Source organism: Spirosoma endbachense, from assembly GCF_010233585.1.
Lineage (GTDB): Bacteria > Bacteroidota > Bacteroidia > Cytophagales > Spirosomataceae > Spirosoma > Spirosoma endbachense.
The window spans coordinates 6,464,866-6,488,105 of record NZ_CP045997.1 but is presented as its reverse complement, the minus strand read 5'-3'; the positions used below and the strand labels follow the sequence as shown (position 1 = coordinate 6,488,105).

Sequence of the window (23,240 nt, the reverse complement as noted above, 5' to 3'; positions counted from 1 at the left end):
CAACCGATTTGATCAGGGTTGCAACACCTGGTCAATAATATGAATAACTCCGTTGTTAGCAACCAGATCGGCGGTTTTGATTGTGGCCGCCGTTGAGTTTTTATTCCCCTTAACCGTCACAACGCCATTGTTGGCCGTTAAATTAAGTTTGCTATTGCTCAACAAGGTGTTAACCGAACCCGTCTGGATCTGGTAGGTCAGCGAAGCTCCAGATAAAACATGGTAGGACACTAAAGACGAGAGTGCCAGTGGCGCAGCCGTCTCGACAGAAGAAAGTGTCTTGTAACCAGCGGCAATAAAGGCATCATCGTTCGGCGCAAAAATCGTCAGTGGATTTCCAGACGACGTATTACTGAGCGAAGTCACGAGCGTTGAATTGGTAGCACCAATCCGTTTTATAGCAGCTGCCAGAAAGGTTAGTTTAGGATTTCCTTGAATCGTTGTCAGAATAGAACCCGTCGAAGGAGTCAACACCCGATCAATCATGTGAATAATCCCATTCGCGGCTTTGATATCGGGCTGTGTAATTTTCGCATTATTGACGTAAATCGTTCCTCCACCCGTGTTGTTTATGTAGGCTACACCCTGGCTAGCCGTCTGAACGGCATTCTGACCAGATGGAATCTTGGCTATCGTAACGGGTGCGTATAATACATGATACAGCAAAATATTCTTTACCTGATCTTTGGTCATGGCCATTATCATGGCTTCGGATGTTATTCCGGACGCCTGAAAGGCAGCGTCATTTGGCGCGAAAAATGTCAGGTTAGCCGCTTTAAGCGCATCACCGGCGCCAGAATACATCATGGCTGAACGCAGTAATGTATACTGCTTATCTTCCAGGATCTGATCTGTTATCGTTTTCGGATCAGCAACCGTATCATCTTTTTTTGTACAACTCAGCGATGCCGTTAGCAGCAGCCCGAAAATAGCCAATCGGCTCAGGAGCAACGAAAAAGGTTTAGTCATACAGCATGAACGATCAAATAGTAGGTCTACGTGCGTTAAACGTAACGGATCGGGTTATGTTTCCTCTCAGCAAAGATAAGAGAGTTGAGGAATTGTGGGCAGGCTCTAGACAAACGCAGGTAGTCAATAGCAAGTGGCCCAATAAATACCATCTGCTGATGACGGCTAACGGCTATCGGAGAACTGTCAATTAACCTACTGACTTACTGACTAAATTTTCGTACCTTCGCGGTCTTGTTAAATAAAGTTAAAACTCCCCAATTGGGATGAAGGAACTCATTGACCCGAGCAATCTGCCTCAACATATAGCCGTTATCATGGACGGAAACGGACGTTGGGCAAAACGGCAGGGAGCTGCCCGGGTGTTTGGCCATCGGAATGCCATTAAGGCTGTGCGCGAAGTAACGGAGGGCTGTGCCGAGCTGGGCGTTAAGTTTTTAACGCTGTATGCCTTTTCAACAGAGAACTGGAATCGACCAAAATTTGAAGTCGATGCACTCATGACGCTGTTGGTTCACACCATTCGGGGTGAAATAAAAACCCTCATGGATAACAACGTGCGACTGACGACCATCGGCAACACGGAGAGCTTACCGTCTGACTGCCAGCGCGAACTGGCAGAAGCGATGCGCGAAACATCGGGGAATACTGGTCTAACGCTGGTATTGGCATTAAGTTATAGTGGACGCTGGGAAATTCTGGAAGCGGTTCGGCAGATTGCTACAGATGTAAGCACTGGCAGGCTGGCAATGAGTGAAATAAATGAGTCGCTATTCGGAAGCTATCTCACAACAGACGGTATCCCCGATCCTGAGCTGATGATCCGAACCAGTGGCGAAATGCGAATCAGTAACTTCATGCTTTGGCAGCTGGCCTATTCGGAACTTTACATGCCTGATGTGCTCTGGCCCGATTTCCGGAGAAACCATTTGTATGAAGCCATTTTGAGTTATCAACAACGAGAACGTCGGTTTGGCAAAACCAGCGAACAACTAGTAAAATAAAGTTTTCAGTTTACAGTGCTGACGTCTTCAGGTGCTCTGCAGAGCACCATTAACTGAAAACATTGCCCCTGAAAAACTGAAAACTGAAAACTGAAAATCCACTTGGAACACCGTATAAAACTCATACTGGGAGCCATTTTATTGCTCATTAGTTTATATCCGTCCACACTTAAGGCACAGGTACGGGTAGGCGTCGGGCGAGGCACAGAAACGCCACTTAGCAACGATGAACTGCTGAACTACGCCAGTCCCAAAGATTATGAAATTGCCGGATTAACCGTAACAGGTACTCGCTACCTCGACCCCAATTCGCTTGTATCACTGGCAGGCCTTAAAGTCGGCGATAAAATTCGTATTCCTGGCGAAGCAGTTGGCTCATCGGTACGCAAACTGATGGAATCAGGGCTGCTCGACAATGTGGAGTTGTTCGCGAATCACGCTGGCGAAGGCAAAGTCTCCCTCATGTTCCGGGTTCAGGAACGCCCCAGGCTTTATAGAGTCAGTTTCCTTGGTGTCAAAAAAGGCGAACAGGATCAGCTTAAAGATAAAGTAAAATTGAATCTGGGTAAGATTGTCTCCAATACAATCACCAAAAACACCCAGATGGCCGTTCGTAAATTTTTCGTAGACAAAGGCTATCTCAATACGAAAGTTAAAATTACGACCGTACCCGATAGCGCCCGTAACAACGCAACGATGCGGGTTCTGGTCGACAAAGGGCAAAAGGTAAAAATTGCAAAAATCACATTCGAAGGCCAAACTGAACTCGATGAATCAGCCGTTCGGATGAAAATGAAGAGTACAAAAGAGAAACGGTTCGGCCGTTTGTTCACCCCGTCGAAATTCGTTCCAAAAAAATACGAGGAAGACAAGCAGAAACTGATCGAATACTATAATAAGCTCGGCTATCGTGATGCTGTAATTGAAAAAGATACCATCATTCATAACAGCGACAAAACGATCAATATCAACATGGCCCTGAACGAAGGGCATAAATACTATTACCGGAATATCGACTTTTCGGGCAATTACCTGTATCCGGCTACCCGGTTACGCGATGTGCTCGGCGTTCAGAAGGGCGATGTCTATAATCCGGAAGACCTGGAGAAAAAGCTGAATGGTAATCCCGGACAGGACTTGAGTTCGCTGTATATGGACGATGGTTACCTGTACTATAATGCCCAGCCTATCGAAAAAAGCATCGACGGTGATTCGATCGACCTCGAAATTCGAATTTTTGAAGGAAAGCAGGCTACCATCAATCGAGTTATTCTGAACGGCAACTCCAAAACCAGCGATCACGTTGTCATGCGTTCTATCCGGACGCTGCCCGGTCAGAAATTCTCTAAAACGAACCTGATTCGTACGCAACGGGAATTGGCTACCCTTGGCTACTTTGACCCCGAGAAAATTGGGATCAATCCGGTTCCGCAGAGTGATGGTACGGTGGATATTGAGTACACGGTTGAAGAGAAACCATCTGACCAAATCGAATTATCGGGCGGTTGGGGTGGCTATGTGGGTTTCGTTGGAACGCTCGGTCTGACCTTCAACAACTTTTCAGCCCGTAATATTCCGAACTTTAGCGCCTGGCGGCCACTACCCGCTGGCGATGGACAGCGCGTTCAGCTGCGTTTTCAGGCCAATGGTAGCCAATATCAAGTGTATTCACTTTCGTTTACCGAGCCCTGGCTTGGTGGTCGGAAACCCAATGCGCTTACCGTCAGCGCCAGCCACACCGTCTATAAAACGTTCTACGATCCAAGCAACCCGTATAGTATTTATCAAAGCCTGCAAGGTAAGACCCCAACCGGATCGTATACCAATACCGCGATTACACTTGGGTTAGGTCGCCAGTTGAAGGTTCCTGATGACTATTTCTCGCTGAGCAACTCGTTATCGTATCAGCGGTACGACCTGAATAACCTGGATTTGTTCTATATCGGCTATAAAAATGGTATATCGAACAACTTCACCTTTAACACAACCATCTCGCGAAACAGCATCGATAACCCGCAGTTCCCACGTTCGGGTTCGTCGTTTACGTTGAGCGGCTCGTTTACGCCCCCTTACTCGGCTTTCCGGACAACCACAACGAACGAGAAGCCAGAGGACAAATACAAGTTTGTCGAATACCACAAATGGATGTTTGACGCAAGCTGGTTCCAGACCGTGTTTGGCAAGCTGGTTTTAAACACACGGGCTCATATGGGCTTTTTGGGAAGCTACAACAAGCGTACGACTATCGGGCCATTCGAGCGGTTTGTACTGGGTGGATCAGGTCTGGCAGGGCAAGGTCAGTTTGCGCTGGCACAGGACATTATCGGTCTACGCGGTTACGATGACCGTAGCGTTTATACAGCCGATTATGACCGGGTACCCGATGGCAATGCCCGCAGCCAGGGTGGGGTTGTTTATAACAAATTTGTTGCTGAATTACGGTATCCGGTTTCGCTTAACCCATCCGCGACCATTTTCGTGCTGACGTTCCTAGAAGCCGGTAATAACTGGGCGAGTTATAAACAATACAATCCGTTCGACCTGAAACGGTCGGTTGGTTTTGGTGCACGTATATTCATGCCTGCCTTTGGTCTGATCGGTATTGACTACGGATATGGTTTCGATAAGATCCCAGGCATCAAAGACAAGGCATCGGGTCAGTTCCACTTCACGATTGGCCAGCAATTCAGATAAGATTCAGACATTCTGAGCGTTAATTGTAGATAGCGATTTTTGTTTGCTGGTCTGGCTAACTGATTGAATAAGCACTGAATTAAACCTTAACGTGCATTCAGGATCAAATTAACAGCTTGGCTCTATAATTGACAATCAATTAGTTCGCGTAAAAATTGATCGGCTAATAATGAAAAAGGGCCTTTTTTTTATACTTTTGTGCGCCGTTTGTCTAGCCATACCCGCACAGGCACAAAAGTTCGGGTATGTAGATTCAGAATTCATTTTAGGCAAGATGCCAGAATACCAGAAGGCATTGAGCGAAATTGATAAGTTTGCGGATAAGTGGTCGAAGGATATTCAGGATAAATACGTCGAGATTGAAAAACTCCAGAAGGGGTATCAGGCCGAAGAGATCCTGCTGACCGAAGACATGAAACGTGATCGGCAACGAGTGCTTAGCGAAAAAGAACGTGAAGCGCGCGAATACAATAACAAGGTATTTGGCTATCAGGGACTGCTTTTCGAGAAAAAGAAAGAACTAATGAAAGCTCCGATGGAATTAATCAATCGGGCCATCGAAAAAGTATCCTTGCAGAAAAAACTGGACTTTATGTTCGACAAAGCATCTGATTTTGTGATGCTGTACACAAATCCACGCCATGATTACACGGACTATGTGATGGAAGAACTGGGTCTGGATGCAGCCAATAAACCGAAACCAACTGCTGCCCCTGCTCCCACTACCCCAACACAACCAGTAAATAGCAGTCCCGACAATAAAACAACCACAAAACCGAAGTAGTACAAACTAGTAAACTGAGATGAACAAAAACCTCGTCATGGCATTCGCAACAGCCCTTTTGGTGGGCGGTCTGAGTGCACAGGCACAAGCTCAAACAACAACGGCGGCTCCGACCACAACCGCAGCTGGCCCGCTGAAGTTAGGCTATACGAATATCGACTATATCCTGGCTCAAACGCCTGAAGCAAAAGACATCCAGAATCAATTGACCATCCAGCGCACACAGTCTGAAAACGAACTGAAGCGGATGCAAAAAGAACTGGAAGATAAATATGGTGCCTACGAAAAAGGCGCAGCCCAGATGACCGATGTCATCCGCAAGGACCGTGAAACCGAACTGCAGGGATTGCAGGCACGGATTCAGGAGTTCGGCCGCACAGCTGAACAATCGTTGCAAACAAAGTACGGACAGCTGGTGAACCCGGTTGTGCAAAAAATTCAGAAGGCAATCGATGCTGTTGCGAAAGAAAACGCATACACATACGTCTTCAATCTGGATGCAGGTGCCAACACGACGCCAATTCTGCTTGTTGCCCCCGAAGACAATAACATTACCGAACTGGTATTGAAAAAGCTTGGTATTGACCCTGCTAAAATTGCAGCACCGGCAAACAACGCCAATAAACCGGCTAATGCTGGCACAGGATCAACGGCAACACCCGCTACTCCTAAGAAAAACTAATTCATAAGGGTTAATTTTTGCCTGATAGTATGGTCGCTCCCTGTTTATCAGGGAGCGATTTTTTATTGAATATTGTCTAATTCTCACGTAGGCTATACGTAGCCCCTGTTTATCCACAACATTATTTTTTCCCAGAAAAACATAATTATTGCTATACATTATAGGGATTTAACTAAGAAAAGTATCAAAACTGCCATATTGAATTAGTCAGACGAAATCTTCGCCGTACTTTTACGTTTTCCAAAACAGACCACCTCTCATTGTTGCTTATGAACCGAACTGCCGGTACTATAGCGTGGGTGCTGATAATTCTTTCAGTTGTTAGTAGCTACGCGCAGGATTCAAAACCGCTTCAATTACTTCTGCCCACGCAAGCCAACTGGAACGTGGTGGCAGAAGGGAACACGATTCAATTTGACTTAAAAACAAATGCGTCTTCAAATGATACAGTAACTTATTCGTTCGGCCGCTATAAACAGGAGGGCATGCATCTTGACTCACTCGGTCATTTTAGCTGGACGCCTGGTTTTGACCTGGCCGACCGGATTCAAACGGCTAAACCATACCCGGTAAGCTTTGAAGTTCGGAATAAACGTGGCCAAACGGCTTCGCAAACCATCGATTTTAGCGTACTGCATGTCAATCGTCCGCCAACGGTTGGCGATTTACAGCCTTTTTATGTCAGTTATCGTACTCAGAACACCTACAAAATAGATCCTGAGGTCGTACACGATGACGATGGTGACCCGATTGCCTTTGTTCCGATTGCCGACCAGATGCCGGAAGGAAGTAAACTTTCTTCGCAGGGCGAATTAACCTGGACACTGTCATTGAATCAGTTTAATAAGCTAAAGCAAAGCCCGCAGTATATTGAGTTTTGGGTCGAAGATCAGCCCGCCAAAACACGTACCAAAGGCCGGCTTAAAGTACAGGTAACAGAGATGGATTTGCCTCCTATTATTGCCGTTATTCCTAAAGAGTCGCACTACAGGCTGAAAGAAAATGCAACCGTAAACCTCAAATTTTACCTTTCCGATCCGAACGGCGAAGATGACGTTTCTACGTTTGGCTTCCTGTCAGATAACCAGCAAATCCCTAAAACGGCCTTGGTGAAGAATACAGATAATCAATTTGAGTTTATCTGGCAGCCAGGCTATGACTTTGTGAAAGACCCTTACGACTCGCTGAACGTTCAGATTACGTTTTACGCGCTTGATCGGGCCAAAAACCGGGAAGAACGACGAATTACGTTCACAATTTTCAATACCGTTAACGAATTCGAAAAAGACAGGTATTATTATTCGCTTTATCGTCAGGCCCTCGTTCAGGCTTGGGGTTTGATTGAGCAATTAGGTGATAAAGAAGAACAGCTCAAGCATGATTACAAAAGAGCCAAAGGCGGCAAACGCAATCGGTCTGTAGCCAATGCCTCATTAGGGGCTATTACGGGTGTATCGCCAGCGATTACGGCTAATGATCCTAGTTCGCAACGCCTGATTTCGGCCGTAGGTGGCACCGCTGTTCTGACAATGGGAACGCTTGAAGCAACCGAAGTTATTGGTAAATCGATGAAAGACCTGCTTGATCGCTATAACTACGTGCTGGGCAAAAAATCTGAGCTACAGAATAAAGGCGATGTTTTCTCCAGAGAGTTTTCATTAAAATCATCTCGTAGAAATAACGAATTTGTTAAAAAGCTGGATGACTTCCGAAATACAATGAGCCTGAGTGGTCTGGTTGCACTGGAACTTGATGCAAACTGGCAGAGTAAGAAAGAAGCAACCGATAAAGCCATTAAACGCACCTTTAAGGACTTTACACCGCTCGAAGAAACCCAATAGTTCAAACGGACCCTCATAAAAAAAAGCCTGGAGTTTCATGAGAAATTCCAGGCTTTTTTTATGAGGGTCGTCTTTGCTAAGGCCAGAATGTAGTAAGCTTAATCCCGATCCTTTTGCTCTTCCGATATAACAGATTCTGACGACTCAGGTGAAGCAGACGCTTTTAATTCATCCTCTGTATCGGTCGCAGCAGATGGCTCATCAACATCGTTAGATTGATGTTCGTGCTGTTCGTCATCAACCAGTTCAGACATCGGTAAAACCTCTGCTTGCGTAGCATCAGGCCCTGATATTGGCAATAATCCGTCTTCGATCGTATGGCCACCAAAAAAACGACGCTGAAAGAGCAGAATCAGGCAGACACCAATAAAGATACAGGAATCGGCAATATTGAAAATTGGCGTCGAATAATACTGTCCACCCCAAACAGGGACCCATTCAGGAATAAAACCCTCCCAGACATCAATAAAAACCATATCGATCACCTGTCCGTGAAACCAGGGCGTTGGCGATCCGTACGGTGCATTATTCAGAAAGACCCCATAAAATGTGCTATCGATGACATTGCCAACTGCACCAGCCAGAATCATTGCCATTGCCCACAGTAAACCATTCGGTGCCCCTCGGTGTGCCAGATGAACCAAATAATAACCGATACCAACCATGGCAAAAAGCCGGAATACGCTCAGCAGTAATTTGCCGTATTCATACCCCAATTGCATGCCAAACGCCATGCCTGGATTCAATACGTAATGCAATTTGAGCCAGTCTCCAGCCAGTTTTATTTGCCCGGCAAAGCCAGGAGCCATATAAAAATGAACGGCTAATTTCACACCCTGGTCAATGGCAATCAGTATCAGGGTGAGCAGAAAAAATTTTAGGGGACTTTTCTTAATCATAAAAGGCAGGCACAGCATTGCTGCTGTGCCGTTATAAAACAGTAAAGCACAGCAAAAGATACTGTGCCTATCCGCAAAAATCAATTACAACCTTTACGGCGTTTCAATTCATCACTAACCAGCGTAAACTCCCGACTACTCTGTCCGGCAATGGATTTATTTTCATCGGCCCGACGGAACAAATAAGGCATTACAGCTTCAACGGGTCCATAAGGCACATACTTGGCCACATTGTACCCCGCATTAGCAAGGTTATAGGATATATTATCACTCATTCCGAGTAATTGCGCGAAATAAATGTGCGGATCACCCGGTTCGATGCTTAATCGCTTCATTTGCTGAATACAATACTCGCAACTGTATTCATTATGTGTGCCTAAACAGAATGACACAATATCCCGATTTTCCAGACAAAAGTCGATCGCTGCATTAAAATCCCGATCTGTATCTTCTTTCGTCGCCTGAATTGGGTCTTGATATTCCTCTTCGTGTGAACGAAGCCGTTCTTTTTCCAGATAGGCGCCCCGAACTAATTTAGCACCAAGGAAATAGCCTTTCGCATGAGCTTCGTTAACATCACGACGAAGACGGTCCAGACTCTCCCAGCGATACATCTGATACGTATTATAAACGACTGGCCGCTCATGATTATAACGATCCATCATTTCGTAGGCCAGTGTATCGATCGTATCCTGAATCCAGCTTTCTTCGGCATCAATGAAAACACGAACATTACGTTCGTAGGCCCGTCGGCAAAGAGTATTGACCCGATTTAAAACCTGATCAAACTGCGTTTTTTGTTCTTTATTGAGCGAATCCCCGATTTGAACAGCTTCCAGGAGATCGGTAGAAGCAAGGCCCGTTATTTTAAAGACAGAAAACGGAATATCATCCGATTTGCTGGCCCGCTCAATGGTGCATAGAATTTCGAGTGTTGTTTCATCGAAACTTTTTTCGTTTTCCTCACCTTCAACCGAATAGTCAAGGATTGTTCCGACATGAACGTCATGCAGGTGCTTGATGGTTTTTTCAGAATCCTGAATACTTTCCCCTCCGCAGAACTGTTCAAAAATCGTATTTTTAATGAGGAATTTGATGGGGAGATGAAGGCGTAGGGCAATCTTTATAAAAAAAGTCCCTAAATTTACCAGCCATCCCTGATTCATCAACGCAAATAACCAGTAAGTCTTTCGTAGTTTGAAATTCGACTGGGAAGAAAAAGCAATCGAAGTGTCCTCGAAAGAGACAGGCTTTAGTTGGCTCGTACGCGGCCCAGCCTGAAATGAGCCATTGAACCGTTCGACGGTCTCCGGCATTACATTACTTCGGTTCGACATATCAGTGCTCCGTTCTGACGGCGCTCCATCTATAGCTTAGGTTCGTATTCGTCTTACACGACCGAAATATATAACGAAATTTCGGTCAATAAGTTAAAATTACGAATACGACCTGTTTGATAAAGTAAAAACAGTTTTAGACAAATGAAGGAACTAGCTTGACTGACAGCTGGTTCCTTCTGCAAATATACTATAAATTTGCATTGAAAGTTCCCCATAGAGTATAGGTGATACTCGCAGATTAGCGTTTAGAGTATGAAAGTAGAATTAGCCGTAGAACCGCTTGGATCGTGGATTGAGACCAACGGCAAGCCCCTGATCATCGCTGGCCCATGCAGCGCCGAGACCGAAGATCAGTTAGTTGAAACCGCCCGCCAGTTAAAAGAACTAGGGGCCGTTCACGTCATTCGAGCTGGCGTTTGGAAGCCTCGTACCCGGCCCGGCAGTTTTGAAGGTATGGGCGAAGCTGCTCTACCCTGGATTCAGCGGGCCAAAGCCGAAACGGGGTTACCCTTTGCGGTTGAGGTAGCCACGCCTGAGCACATCGAACTGGCTCTAAAATATGGCGTTGACATTCTGTGGGTAGGCGCCCGCACAACGGTTAACCCATTCAATGTACAGGAAATCGCCGATGCGCTGCGTGGTGTTGACGTACCTGTCTTAGTGAAAAATCCGGTTAATCCGGATCTGGCGCTGTGGGTAGGTGCTTTTGAGCGTCTGGCAGGAGCAGGCATTAAAAAACTGGGCGCTATTCACCGTGGATTTGCTACGGGCGAAGCCAGCAAATATCGTAACGTGCCCATGTGGCAAATGGCGATCGAGCTAAAGTCCATTTTCCCACAACTGCCCATTATTGGTGATCCAAGCCACATGGCGGGTAAACGAGCTTATCTGAACGAATTGGCTCAGATGGCAATGGACCTCAACTACGACGGTCTGATTGTTGAGTCACACATCGATCCGGATAAAGCGTGGAGTGATGCGGCTCAACAGCTTACACCAGCGGCTTTTGGTGAGATGCTCGATCATCTGCAAATTCGCCAGGTTGAATCGCAAAACCTTGAATTCCAAGGCTTCATGGAGCAATCACGGCGCAGCATTGATAACGTAGACCGGCAGATAGTTGAAATGCTGGCAGCTCGCATGGCTCTCGTTGAGCGCCTGGCAGAGTATAAGCGCGACAATAATGTGACCTTATTTCAGCCTGATCGCTGGAAAGAAATTTTGAAAACCCGTACTGATTTAGGTCAAAAGCTGGGTTTATATCCTGAGCTTGTGGAAGAAATTTACAAAATCATCCACATGGAATCGATCCGGAAACAGACCGAGATCATCCATAGCGCTGTTCAGGGCGTCTAGTTTTTAGGTAACCAGTATAAATGGGTAATTAGGGCAAATCGTCCCTGATTACCCATTTGTTTTTATAACCACTCGCCTAAACTACCCGACAATTACTTCAGTTTAAGCAAAAATGTTGCATTATTATAGCCAGCAAAACAGCCAAGTCCACCCTGTATATTACTGGGAATTAGCACCGGTTCAGCAAACGGATTGTTACGTACCCGTCTTTGACGCAACACGGCTGACCAATATTGGTAATACGATTGCTCTACACTAAATAAATTAATTGTTACCGAAGCCGTTCTGTACTGCCTGAAAAAGCCTACAGGCTGATCACTGGTCGACAAAGTCGATCCATTAAGATAAGCTCTTCCGGTTATCATTGCATTGCCATCGATTCCAGCATCTGAGAACAAACCTCGATTATCATCGTCAAACGACAGATTACTGAACTCCACCTGGTTTTTCACAACAAATACAAAAACGCCTGCAGCCTGATAATAATTAGGCTGTCCAGCTGGGTCCTTCCATCGAGGCTGCACAAAATATCGCTGATTCCGGCCACTGGCCAGCGAGTCAAAAGTTACTGCACTTACACTAACCGGCCCAGGTATGGTACAAGTGCTCGTCGCCTGCTCACCTTTAGGCGTTTGAACCGTAAGCGTATAGGTCTTACCCACTGCAATGGGCAGTTGTTTGGCAGTTATGCTATAATAAGGCTGATTATCTGCTTTATAACGTAGGCCTACCGATCGACTCCCATCCGACAGCGTAACGGTAGCATCTGTAACATTCTCGCCATCGATCGATCCGCCAATACTATCGCCCACGACAGTACGGGAACGCGTTAGTTTTACGGTTAATAAGGAATCTTGTGGCGATAAGAAACTGCTAACGACCAGTTTAGCAGTTTCGGCACCTAATTCGCCCGGATCAACTTCATTCCGCAGACTACCGCATCCCCAGAAAAGAGACGTTGTGAGCAATAGACCAATCAAAAACAGGATAACCTTCATACGGCCAATCAGAATTTAAAATTGTAACTGACAGATGGAACAATTGGAAAAACAGAATAACGGAACAAAGCCGTTCGGCCTGGGTCGGTTGCCGTTGAGTTCACGGCTTCAAGTCGGTAGAAATACGGGTTCCGACGATTGTATAGATTATAAAAGCTGACCTCCCAGGTCCGTTCGTGATGTTTCTTCTGCTTGTGAAACTGTATGCTTACATCGAATCGATGATAGGCTTCGGCTCGGAAGCTATTCTTTTGATTACCATAATCTTCGACAATACGTCCATTCTGGAAAAGGCCCTGAATCAGGCCACTCCCGCCATCTACAGATGAAAACGACATTCCTGGCCGGTCGGCATTGTATCGGCTAAGTGGCATTGTCAGCGCGTTGCCTGTACCATAGACCCAGGTAGCCGACAACGTGATGCGCTTGTTTAGTTCATAGATGCCAACCAATGAAATATCGTGCCGCCGATCATAGCGCGGATAAAATGATTGACCGTTGTTTAGCTCGGCAAATTGCCACTGCGTCCACGAGAGTGTATAGCCCGTCCAGCCCGAAAAACGGCCTATTTTTTTTTGCAAAAGAAACTCAGCACCATACGACCAGCCCCGCCCAGCTGTAACATTATCTTCCCAACGAACGCTGTTTGCCGATGTGGGGTCATTAATTAACAGAAAACTGGCGCCTTCTTTATAATTAATGATGTTGTTCATCGCCTTGTAATAGCCCTCCACCGTTAACGTTAAACCTTTATCGACAAAATCTTTAGCAACACCTATGGCAACCTGTTGCGATTGTTGAGGCTTCACCCGATCGGTAGTAGGTACCCACAAGTCGGTAGGCAATCCAATACCCGTATTCGACAGCAAATGAACGTACTGATTCATGAGCGCATATGATGCCTTGACCGACAAATCGGATTTAATCATAAAAGCTCCCGACAATCGAGGCTCCGGCCGAAAATAACCAACATCTTTCTGCTTGAAATAGCTGAATCGTAACCCGCCATTCACGCGCCAACGGCTGGACGGACGCCAGGTATCCTCTGCATAAACACCCGACTCGACAACGTCGATTGTACTGACATTACTAGTCAACTGGCTGATGGCGGAGTTCTGCAAAACAACCGCGCTGGGTGTAAATCGGTGGTAGGTACTTTGTAGGCCTGCCCTTACCGAATGTTCAGGCGATGGGTAATAATCGAGATCATATTTCAGGGAGAAATCACGAATACCGGAATTGTACTGGAGCGAATAAAGCTGATTATCAGTCGTTCCGCGCTCTACGGAAGCAATTTGGAACTTGTAATCACTGAAAATCAACGAACTATTTGAAAATAGCTTCTGGTTGAACAGATGGTTCCAGCGCAACGTCCCGGTGGCATTGCCCCAACTCAAATCGGTATCTGAATTTTCTACTTTATCACGGGAATGGAATTTGTCGCGGCCAAAATAGCCACTCAGATAAAGTTTGTCTTTGGCCCCTAGATCATAGTTGGCCTTGGCATTAAGGTCGTAGAAATAATACCCAATTTTCGTTTGTCCCCGCGTTTCGGCATTGATCAGTGGAGCGGCCAGAATATCCAGATAAGTACGACGGCCCGATAGCAGAAACGACCCAGAACGCTGGCCCGTTTTTTTATTTCTCGTTAATGGCCCTTCGAGGGTAAGTCTCGATGCAATAAGCCCAATACCGCCTTCGCCGTGGAGTTTTTCGCGGTTACCATCTTTTAGGTTCAGTTCAATAACCGACGATAATCGTCCGCCGAAGCGAGCAGGGAAGCCGCCTTTTATTAACTCAACGCTCTTGATAGCGTCGCCGTTGAAGACCGAAAAAAAGCCGAATAAATGGCTGGCATTATAAACAATCGCATCATCCAGTATAACCAGATTCTGGTCTGGTCCACCACCCCGTACATAAATACCGGTTTGCCCTTCCGAACCTTTCTGTACACCCGGCATCAACTGTATTACTTTCAATACATCTTTCTCGCCCAGAAAGGCCGGAATCTTCTTGACTTGCGCAATGGGTATGTCAATCGTACTCATCTGCGCGCTCTCACTGACTTTTTCACCTCTTGGCCCGGCCTTCACATCAACCTCTGCCAGTGCCTGCCCCGGCGTTAAATCGATGTTTATCGTTTGGCTGGTCCGCAATTGGCTCGTATGCAGAACCGTTTCGTACCCAACAAACGAATACGCTAACCGCAGGCTGTCCTGCATAGGCAACGTCAGTGAATAGAAACCGTAAGTATTGGTTGTTGTACCGGTCGTTGTGCCGGGCACATACACATTGACACCAATCAGAGCCTCCTGGCTACCAATTTCGCGAACATAACCGCTAATCGTAGCCCGTCTGGACGGATTCTGCCCCTGTGTACAATGGCAAAAAAATAAAAAGCTTATCAGACCGCATAGACCTAAACGCATACAAACTAATCAAAAAGCAGATTGGACCGTAGGGAGGCTTGATAACGTTGGTCGGGAGAACAACAAAGCTACTTAATATATTAACCTTTTCTGCTAAAAAAACGTATATATAGTAGAAGGTTATCGTTTTCTGCCCGCTTACTTTCCGGTCGTTCTATGAAACAAAACACCTGATTATTAGGTAATACAAGCAGAAACAACCTCTGGACAAAAACTTCACGACAATGCTTCAATTCGATAAACTTTCGCTCAACATACCCGATACGGCTAAACCGCGCGTCGTCATTATAGGTGGAGGGTTCGGCGGCATGAATTTAGCCAAGAGCCTGAAAGATAAGGATGTGCAGGTAGTGCTGTTCGATAAACAAAATTATAACGGTTTCTGGCCGCTGCTCTATCAGGTAGCAACTGCCGGTCTGGAGCCGGATGCCATTGCCGAACCTTTCCGAAAGATGTTCGATGGGCACACCGACTTTCATTACCGGATGGTGCGGGTCAACAAGATTGACCCTGCCACCAAAACCGTGACTACGTTGATCGGTGACCTGCATTACGATTACCTAGTTATTGCTACTGGCTCAAAATCCAATTTTTTCGGGAATGAGCAGATCCAGAAATACTCATTCCCGCTTAAAACCATTCCGGAAGCCCTCAACGTCCGGAGTCAGTTTCTGCAATGTTTTGAACAGGCCAGCGTCACCACCGATTCGGCGGAACGACAAAGTCTACTGACGTTCGTCATTGCCGGAGCCGGTCCAACCGGTGTTGAAATGGCCGGATCGCTGGCCGAAATGCGTAAACACGTCCTGCCAAACGATTATCCTGGACTGGATTTCAGTGAGATGAAAATCTATATCGTGGAGGGCTTAGGCAAGGTATTGCCGCCTATGTCGGATGAAGCCGGACAGAAAGCACAACGTTACCTCGAAGACCTTGGCGTTGTTGTCAAATTAAATACGCTGGTCGAATCGTACGATGGCGAGACGGTAACCTTCAAAGGGGGAGAACAGATTAAAACCCAGACACTGGTATGGGGGGCTGGGGTTACAGGAGCACTGATTGAGGGTATACCAGCAGAGTCAATAGAAAAAGGACGAATTCTGGTCGATCCGATTAATCGTATCCAGGGGATGACCGATGTATTTGCTATCGGGGATATTGCCTTTATGAAGCTGGAAAAATACCCGAAAGGCCACCCCGGTGTTGCGCAACCCGCTATTCAGCAGGGCGTTCATCTGGCCAAAAATCTACGCCGGTTAATGAAGAACGAGCCTACCGAGCCCTTCGAATACTTCGATAAAGGATCGCTGGCCATTGTTGGGCGTAGCCGTGCCGTAGCCGACTTACCGGGCAATGTGCATCTCGGCGGGTTCATTGCCTGGATGGCGTGGCTGTTTGTTCACATCTGGTATTTGGTCGGGTTCCGCAGTAAATTGATCGTTTTCAGTAACTGGATCTATCGACTCTTCACCTATCAGCGAGGCACCCGGATCATTATTCGGCCTTTTGTTCGAAAAGACGATAAGGTTGGGCAGGAAATTATGCTGAAAAATGAAATGAGCTGATAAATGTCAAATGCGACGGGGCGCTTCAGAAGCGCCCCGTCGCATTTGACACAAAATCTGATCTACCAGCCCGGATGCCCATAGCCTCCATAAGGCCGGGGTGGAACCGGACGAGCCGCGTATGGATGATGATGCCGTCCGTGATAACTACCGTAACGGTTGCCATAATAGGCCGGGGCACAACCGGCCACTGATACGAGCAGAACTAGTGCTGTCAGGAGCCCAAGCAATTTATTCGTTTTCATAACTATGGATCTGTTTTTTACGCAATTCATAGGTTAGATGTGTATGATCAACAATTGATTAAAGGCTTATAATTAAGCTTCGGTTAAAAGTTTTCGGCCCCTGAAAAGACCTATTGCCGAAGGATAAAATAACTTCCTGTAAAACGTTTGCCCTTAAATTCACGTTTTATTGATTAACAGCTCCTTTTCTCTGATGCATAGGATCAACCTTCGCTCCACTTTGCTGACAGCTGCATTGATAGCCAACCTGGTCGGCCCACTCTCTGCGCAAACGACACAATCCTATTCTGCAGCCGCGTCGGCCGACCAATCCGATAGCGCCATAGGTGGCCCGCTCGACCTGGGGAAAATGTGGACCTTCGACAGTCCACCCAAGGACTATTTTACGAAGACGTACAACTTTAAACCCGACGAAAAATGGTTTGATGAAGCCCGGCTGGCTTCATTACGTTTTGCGGACTACTGCTCGGCATCATTCGTATCGGCCAATGGACTGGTGATGACAAACCACCATTGTGCCCGCGAGTCGGGCACGGGCGTAACCCGTAAAGGCGAAGATCTGAATGCGACTGGTTTTTATGCAAAAACCCTAACCGAAGAACGAAAAGTGGATGGCCTGTTTGTCGATCAGTTGGTTAAGATCGACGATATTACGAAACGGGTTCAGGATGCGATGAACGTCGCTGGCTCCGAACAGGCACAGTTGCAGGCTCGTGAACAGGCTTTTACGACCATAAAGCAGGAATATGGAAGCAAGGAAGGCTGGCAGGGACTGGAACTGCAAACGATCACATTCTATGATGGCGGTCGATATGCACTCTACGGCTTCAAACGCTATACCGATGTGCGGCTTGTATTCATGCCCGAGTTGCAGCTTGGTTTTTTCGGCGGTGATTATGACAATTTCACCTATCCCCGTTATGCGCTTGACTGCTCTTTTTTCCGGGTTTACGATAATGGAAAACCACTGCAAACGACCCATTTCTTCAAATTCAACACGAACGGCGTCCGCGATGGAGAGCCCATTTTTGTCATTGGCAATCCGGGGCATACCGAGCGGCTCAAAACCGTAGCCGAACTCGAATTTGACCGGGATCTACAGACACCAGCAACCATCCAGCTACTGCGTAACCGGTCTGCGGCCCTGAAGTCCTATAATGCAACCGCCAAAAATGACAGTATTTTAAATGAGATATTCAGCTACGATAATAGTCTCAAAGCGTATGGCGGCCAATTGGCAGGTCTGCGCGATGCAAGCTTATTAGCACGTAAGGCTACCTTTGAACGCCAGTTTCAGTCCGCAGCAAAAGCCAAGAACCTCCCCACCGATCAGTTAAAAACCTGGGATGACCTGGCCGCTAATACGGCACAGTTGCGGAGCCTGTTCAGAGATGCCAACTATTTGGCTCCGAGCGAGCGAATGATGGGTGAGCTGCTCACATTTGCCAATGTTCTAACACAATATGGCGAGTTACTAACCTCGCGTCCGCAGGATGCCGAAAATGCACGTTCTCTGGTTGTCACACCAAACGTCAAAAGCGCTGTACTGGAAGAGGCCTACCTGGCCGCTCACCTGGCCGAAGCGCAAATTGGCCTGGGTAACGACGACCCTTACATAAAAGCGGCATTTGAAACAGCTTCCGGCAAAAACCGAACGCCCAAAGAAGCGGCTGCTTATCTGGTTAAAACCACAAAGTTGAAAGATCCGGCATTTGTTAAAGAACTGGCTACCCGACCGGGAGCCATAGCGGCTTCCAATGATCCGCTATTAGCTCTGGCTCGTATCGGTTTTCCCCGTTATGTAACGTCGGCACGGCAGGCACGGCAGATCTCGCAACGACAGGAGGTGCTGCGCGGTCAGCTGGGCCGAATGCTCTACGATGTTTATGGTTCTGCCGTACCGCCCGATGCGACCTTCTCGCTTCGGATTAATGATGGTGTCGTGCAGAGCTATGACTATAACGGAACAAAGGCACCCATTCTAACCACATTTGCCGGACTCTATGACCGCAATTATTCGTTTGCCGATAAAGCGCCGTGGAATCTGCCCGCCCGCTGGAAAAACCCACCCGCCGAATTGCTTAAACAACCTATGTGTTTTATTTCCACGAATGACATTATTGGTGGAAATTCAGGCAGCCCCATGATCAATAAAAACCGGGAAGCGGTCGGACTGGCGTTCGATGGTAATATGGAAAGTTTGCCGGGAGAATTTATTTTTGTACCGGATGCCAACCGGACAATCTCGGTTCATACTGGCGGGATCGTAGCGGCCATGCGCTATATATACAAGGCTGATCGGATCGTCAGTGAATTAACCGGAACGATCCCCACGGGATCAGCTAATAAAATTTCTACAAAAAAATAATTTAGTGTGACAGACAGGTTTTTGAGCTAAAAGCCTGTCTGTCACACTAAATCAGCTATATACAAAGGATAAGAACGGAGCTAAATCTACTTTATTGCACGCCTGACACCATCTATTTAGCGTAGCTACATTATTTTTTACATATCTGTGCAACATTCGCTTTTTTCTTCCATCTTTTCTGTGATTACAACCTAAACCACAGAATACGCTGAAGCTGTTGGAACCAAAACCATACCCGGATCGCCATGCTGAACTGGTCAAACGCTGCCAACAGGGTGAGCGACGGGCTCAGTATGAACTCTACCAGCAGTACGTCAAAGCGATGTATAACGTCTGCCTGCGCATTCTCAACCATGAGGCCGAAGCAGAAGATGTACTACAGGAAGCGTTCATGGATGCATTCAACCACATCGGGTCTTTTCGGGGGCAGAGTACATTCGGTGCGTGGCTGAAGCAGATTGTGGTTAACCGGGCCATTAATCACCTGCGAAGCCGTCGGCTGGAGCTTGTCGATCTGGAATCAAATCGATTGGGGGAAGACGATGGACCCGACTTTGCCGATCCAGAGCCTTATGACGAAGAAGGAACTCAGCTGGAGGTCGAGCGGGTTCGGCGGGCGATGCAACAATTGCCCGAAGGATATCGCGTTGTGTTATCGTTGTATTTGTTCGAGGGTTACGACCACGAAGAGATCGGTAACGTATTGAAAATCAGCGAAACGACTTCGAGAACTCAGTATTTACGTGGAAAAAAAAGGTTGCTGGAACTATTGCAATAAACAACAAAGCCAATGATGAGAAAAGATAATTTAGAACGCTTCGTACGCGACAACCGTGAGGCCTTTGATGACAAAGAACCTCCGCTTGATTTGTGGCGAAAAATAGAAGCCGGGTTGCCTAAACAGCAATCGACTGGATCCACCGTGGGTGAAACTCGGCCAAACAATACATCACCGTTTCAGACTATACATAAAAATCCGTCGCGGTTTGGCAGCATGCAAATAGGCTGGCCTGGCTTAGACTGGCGGGTAGCAGCATCCATTGCCGTGTTGTTGCTGGCAGGGAGCTTTTTATACATGAACTATCAGTATGGCGTTACCCATCAGCCCGAGGTGGTAGCAGTTGGACCGACCTATGCAAAAGAAGTGGTTCAATACACCCGCCTGATCGACGGCAAACGCGATGAACTGAAACACATGACCGAAGATAATCCCAGTCTCTATCAGGAATTTGCAACGGATCTGAATCGGCTCGAAAATTCATATCAATCCCTGAAAGCCGATTTGCCTAAAAATCCGAATCAGGAAATGCTGATAGAAGCAATGATTCAAAACCTGCAACTTCAAATCAACCTGCTCAATGAACAGTTGCGCGTTATTAAGCGTATTAAACAGCAAACTAATGAAAACCCTGTATAGCCTGCTGCTTGTCCTATGCCCTTTATTGACGTGGGCAGAGGATCCGATTGAAACCGGCGCGATTGAACGAAAGAAAACCATTATCAAGCTGTTCGATGTCGACGCTAAAGATAACCTGGTCGTTGACAATCAATTTGGCCAGATATCAGTTGGACTGTGGGATAAAAGTGAAATCCGTGTTCAGATTACCATCGTAGCCAATTCAGATTCTGATGAACGAGTACAACGGTTTTTAGACGCCGTCTCTATTGAAGAAAAACGGAATGGCAACCAGATCCTGATTCGCACGAATTTTAGCCAGAACAGTCTGTCGAACTGGAGCATGAATAGCTGGAAAAGCAATGGCGAACGGAACTTTGTAAAGATCAATTACGAGGTAATGATGCCCAAGCAAAACGCTCTGACAATTCGGAACAAGTTTGGCAATACGAACATACCTTCGTTTCATGCACCACTCTCTGTTCACTGCCGTTATGGCAACTTCAGCGCCGATGAACTTACCGGTCGTCAGAACGATATAGATGTAGCCTATGGAAAAGCCGATATCCGGAATCTCGACGAAGGAAAGCTGGACATCGCTTATGCAAGCCTTGATCTGGACCGTGTAAACGTACTAACGCTGAATAATAAATTTGGTAAAATGACGATTGGTAATGTTGGCAAGCTCGACGCCGATATCAATTATTCAGGCGCCAAGATTGGAACCCTGCGCGAATCGGGACGAATTAAACTTGATTTTTCGGGTGGATTCCGGATCGATCAGCTTCCGAAGACAGTCGACAATGTCGATATTCAGGCCAATTATTCCTCTGTTGCGCTCCCCATGGAAAGCGGTAACAACTGCGACTTCGACGTGACTGTCAGCTATGGAAACTTTAACTATTCATCGGGACAGTCAATGCACTTCACGAGCCAGCCTGAGGATAAAAACGGGCATTCTGGCCCACGATTGACCAAACAGTATATTGGCAAAATTGGTAGTGGCTCTGGCACCAAAGTCCGGGTTGTATCGAAGTTTGGCAATGTAAATTTCAGGTAATCTAAACCGCCTGTGGTCCAGGCGGTTTAGTTAATTTCTCGATCACCTCCCGGTGCTGAGGATAAGCCTGAAGTAACGTATCCTGATCGGCCATTTCGAAGTCGGCAAAGTCGAAACCGGGCGCAACTGTGCAGCCTACCAGCGAAAAAGCACTTCCATCAGCCGGTTTTGAGCCAAACCAGCATCCGGCAGGTACAACAGCCTGAAACACATCACCCTCATCGATATTATTGCCTAGCCGTATAACGTTCAGTTCGCCAGCTGGCGAAATCACGAACACTTCCAGCGGTCCACCTGCGTAGAAATGCCATATTTCGTCCGCCTGAATTCGATGCAGCGCCGAAACATGGTGGCTTTCCAGCAGGAAATAAATCGCGGTCCCGAACGTACGTGAGCCCGTGAATCGATCTGGTAAAGCCGAGTGCGGAATCGTTTCCAATGAGCGATAGGTTTCGGCAAAGTAGCCACCCTCAGGATGAGGTTGCATAGTAAATGCCCGGACAAAATAGGCTGCTGTCATACTGATCAGGTCAGGCTCGATACGATTCCCAGTGTTTTATAGATTGACTTGGCCAGGTTATGAACCAATTTCCCGTCAGGGCCAGAGAATACATAAGTTTAGCTCATTGCTCCTCTATGTTCTCTGGCCCGCAGGAAAACAGGTTGGCTCAATTAGTTACTGACGCGCCTTAACAACGGTCAGAAACTCCCGCGACTTGAGCGAGGCTCCACCAATGAGGCCTCCGTCAACATCGGGTTGAGCGAAGAGTTCGGCAGCATTTTTCTCATTAGCGCTACCACCGTAAAGGATCGTGATATCCTGAGCGATAGCATCACCATATTGGCTGGCAATGTGCTGACGAAGCTCAAAGTGCATATCCTGCGCCTGGGCCGACGAAGCCGTCAGGCCAGTACCAATAGCCCAGATCGGTTCGTAGGCAATGACGATTTTAGCAAACGATTCGGCCGACAGGTGAAAAAGGCTTTCTGTGACCTGATCTTTTACGAAACCAATATAATCCCCATTTTCACGGAGATCGCGTGACTCACCGCAGCAAAAGATTGGTATCAGCCCATTTTCGAGAACAATGTTCACCTTTTCTGCCAGGAGTGCGTTGGTTTCGCCAAAATATTGCCGACGTTCGCTATGGCCCAGAATAACATAGTCAACCCCGATCGACTGGAGCATTGGAGCCGAAATTTCGCCCGTGTAGGCACCCGATGCCTTCTCATGGCAATTTTGCGCTCCGATTGAAATCTTGCCACCCTGCGCGACATATTGACGCGAAGCGGCCAGATACAGTGCTGGTGGGCAAAGTACCACCTCGACATCGCCCGTAACTTCATCATTAACCATATTGATAACCTCCGACAGCAGGGCTTTAGCTTCCTCGAAGGTTTTGTTCATTTTCCAGTTACCGGCAACTATCTTTTTACGCATAATAGAGGGAATAATGTGCTAATAATCAACTGATCCGAATTAAACAAACAGGACTCATGTTCATCAATTACGGGCGAAATTAGGGGTTTTCAGCCGAACACTCCACGCGGCCCGGCGCTAAATTTTACGCAGTTGGCCAGATACTCTGTTGACCGTTTGTTAACTCAGT

The 23,240-nt window shown here is 46.9% G+C and carries 20 protein-coding genes; 12 read left to right on the top strand and 8 right to left on the bottom strand.

Annotation, left to right across the window (positions count from 1 at the left end; translation table 11 throughout):
• Positions 1 to 12: 12 nt before the first annotated feature.
• Positions 13 to 969, bottom strand: coding sequence for a fasciclin domain-containing protein (locus GJR95_RS26475; protein WP_162388721.1), 957 nt, complete (start codon positions 967 to 969; stop codon positions 13 to 15).
• Between the two features lie 5 nt (positions 970 to 974).
• Between GJR95_RS26475 and GJR95_RS26470 the strand changes: the two genes are divergently transcribed.
• From GJR95_RS26470 to GJR95_RS26445, 6 genes are all read left to right on the top strand, one after another.
• Positions 975 to 1,163: a hypothetical protein gene (locus GJR95_RS26470; protein WP_162388720.1), complete on the top strand. Its 189-nt coding sequence runs from the start codon at positions 975 to 977 to the stop codon at positions 1,161 to 1,163.
• Between the two features lie 72 nt (positions 1,164 to 1,235).
• Entirely contained in the window at positions 1,236 to 1,973 is a 738-nt protein-coding gene (locus GJR95_RS26465) for an isoprenyl transferase (protein WP_162388719.1), read from the top strand.
• 102 nt (positions 1,974 to 2,075) lie between these two features.
• On the top strand, positions 2,076 to 4,667 hold the full coding sequence (gene bamA, locus GJR95_RS26460) for an outer membrane protein assembly factor BamA (RefSeq protein ID WP_162388718.1): 2,592 nt from the start codon (positions 2,076 to 2,078) through the stop codon (positions 4,665 to 4,667).
• A gap of 169 nt (positions 4,668 to 4,836) precedes the next feature.
• Positions 4,837 to 5,451: an OmpH family outer membrane protein gene (locus tag GJR95_RS26455; protein ID WP_162388717.1), complete on the top strand. Its 615-nt coding sequence runs from the start codon at positions 4,837 to 4,839 to the stop codon at positions 5,449 to 5,451.
• 19 nt (positions 5,452 to 5,470) lie between these two features.
• Complete coding sequence (locus GJR95_RS26450; RefSeq protein WP_162388716.1) at positions 5,471 to 6,133, top strand: OmpH family outer membrane protein; 663 nt, start codon at positions 5,471 to 5,473, stop codon at positions 6,131 to 6,133.
• A 269-nt stretch (positions 6,134 to 6,402) separates the two neighbouring features.
• Positions 6,403 to 7,974 carry a hypothetical protein gene (locus GJR95_RS26445; RefSeq protein ID WP_162388715.1) on the top strand — a complete coding sequence of 524 codons (1,572 nt, stop codon included), beginning with the start codon at positions 6,403 to 6,405 and terminating at the stop codon, positions 7,972 to 7,974.
• A gap of 98 nt (positions 7,975 to 8,072) precedes the next feature.
• On the opposite strand, the gene GJR95_RS26440 is transcribed toward GJR95_RS26445, so the two are convergent.
• Both GJR95_RS26440 and GJR95_RS26435 read right to left on the bottom strand, forming a co-directional pair.
• Positions 8,073 to 8,873, bottom strand: a complete 801-nt coding sequence (locus GJR95_RS26440; RefSeq protein WP_162388714.1) for a lipoprotein signal peptidase — start codon at positions 8,871 to 8,873, stop codon at positions 8,073 to 8,075.
• Positions 8,874 to 8,953: 80 nt separating this feature from the next.
• Complete coding sequence (locus GJR95_RS26435) at positions 8,954 to 10,210, bottom strand: proline dehydrogenase family protein (protein ID WP_174260232.1); 1,257 nt, start codon at positions 10,208 to 10,210, stop codon at positions 8,954 to 8,956.
• A 255-nt stretch (positions 10,211 to 10,465) separates the two neighbouring features.
• Between GJR95_RS26435 and GJR95_RS26430 the strand changes: the two genes are divergently transcribed.
• Positions 10,466 to 11,569 (top strand): chorismate mutase, encoded by a 1,104-nt coding sequence (locus GJR95_RS26430; RefSeq protein WP_162388713.1) that lies wholly within the window; start codon positions 10,466 to 10,468, stop codon positions 11,567 to 11,569.
• Positions 11,570 to 11,661: 92 nt separating this feature from the next.
• Here GJR95_RS26430 and GJR95_RS26425 read toward each other — a convergent pair whose 3' ends face one another.
• Entirely contained in the window at positions 11,662 to 12,567 is a 906-nt protein-coding gene (locus GJR95_RS26425; protein WP_162388712.1) for a DUF4249 domain-containing protein, read from the bottom strand.
• Positions 12,568 to 12,575: 8 nt separating this feature from the next.
• Positions 12,576 to 14,996 carry a TonB-dependent receptor gene (locus GJR95_RS26420; RefSeq protein ID WP_162388711.1) on the bottom strand — a complete coding sequence of 807 codons (2,421 nt, stop codon included), beginning with the start codon at positions 14,994 to 14,996 and terminating at the stop codon, positions 12,576 to 12,578.
• Between the two features lie 224 nt (positions 14,997 to 15,220).
• Here GJR95_RS26420 and GJR95_RS26415 point away from each other — a divergent pair, with 224 nt between their 5' ends.
• The gene (locus GJR95_RS26415) at positions 15,221 to 16,561 is read left to right on the top strand and encodes an NAD(P)/FAD-dependent oxidoreductase (RefSeq protein WP_162388710.1); all 1,341 of its coding nucleotides are present in this window, start codon (positions 15,221 to 15,223) and stop codon (positions 16,559 to 16,561) included.
• 62 nt (positions 16,562 to 16,623) lie between these two features.
• On the opposite strand, the gene GJR95_RS26410 is transcribed toward GJR95_RS26415, so the two are convergent.
• Positions 16,624 to 16,806 carry a hypothetical protein gene (locus GJR95_RS26410; protein WP_162388709.1) on the bottom strand — a complete coding sequence of 61 codons (183 nt, stop codon included), beginning with the start codon at positions 16,804 to 16,806 and terminating at the stop codon, positions 16,624 to 16,626.
• Between the two features lie 193 nt (positions 16,807 to 16,999).
• Between GJR95_RS26410 and GJR95_RS26405 the strand changes: the two genes are divergently transcribed.
• From GJR95_RS26405 to GJR95_RS26390, 4 genes are all read left to right on the top strand, one after another.
• A complete protein-coding gene (locus tag GJR95_RS26405; protein WP_162388708.1) occupies positions 17,000 to 19,174 on the top strand; it encodes a S46 family peptidase in 2,175 nt (724 codons plus the stop codon).
• Positions 19,175 to 19,391: 217 nt separating this feature from the next.
• On the top strand, positions 19,392 to 19,952 hold the full coding sequence (locus GJR95_RS26400; RefSeq protein WP_162388707.1) for an RNA polymerase sigma factor: 561 nt from the start codon (positions 19,392 to 19,394) through the stop codon (positions 19,950 to 19,952).
• Positions 19,953 to 19,967: 15 nt separating this feature from the next.
• Positions 19,968 to 20,591 carry a hypothetical protein gene (locus GJR95_RS26395; RefSeq protein WP_162391870.1) on the top strand — a complete coding sequence of 208 codons (624 nt, stop codon included), beginning with the start codon at positions 19,968 to 19,970 and terminating at the stop codon, positions 20,589 to 20,591.
• Entirely contained in the window at positions 20,575 to 21,630 is a 1,056-nt protein-coding gene (locus tag GJR95_RS26390; RefSeq protein WP_174260231.1) for a hypothetical protein, read from the top strand. The genes GJR95_RS26395 and GJR95_RS26390 overlap by 17 nt, the downstream gene beginning before the upstream one ends.
• A gap of 1 nt (position 21,631) precedes the next feature.
• Here GJR95_RS26390 and GJR95_RS26385 read toward each other — a convergent pair whose 3' ends face one another.
• Together GJR95_RS26385 and tpiA are read right to left on the bottom strand one after the other, a co-directional pair.
• Positions 21,632 to 22,150, bottom strand: coding sequence for a cupin domain-containing protein (locus GJR95_RS26385; protein WP_162388705.1), 519 nt, complete (start codon positions 22,148 to 22,150; stop codon positions 21,632 to 21,634).
• A gap of 156 nt (positions 22,151 to 22,306) precedes the next feature.
• On the bottom strand, positions 22,307 to 23,071 hold the full coding sequence (tpiA, locus tag GJR95_RS26380) for a triose-phosphate isomerase (RefSeq protein ID WP_162388704.1): 765 nt from the start codon (positions 23,069 to 23,071) through the stop codon (positions 22,307 to 22,309).
• Between the last annotated feature and the right edge of the window lie 169 nt (positions 23,072 to 23,240).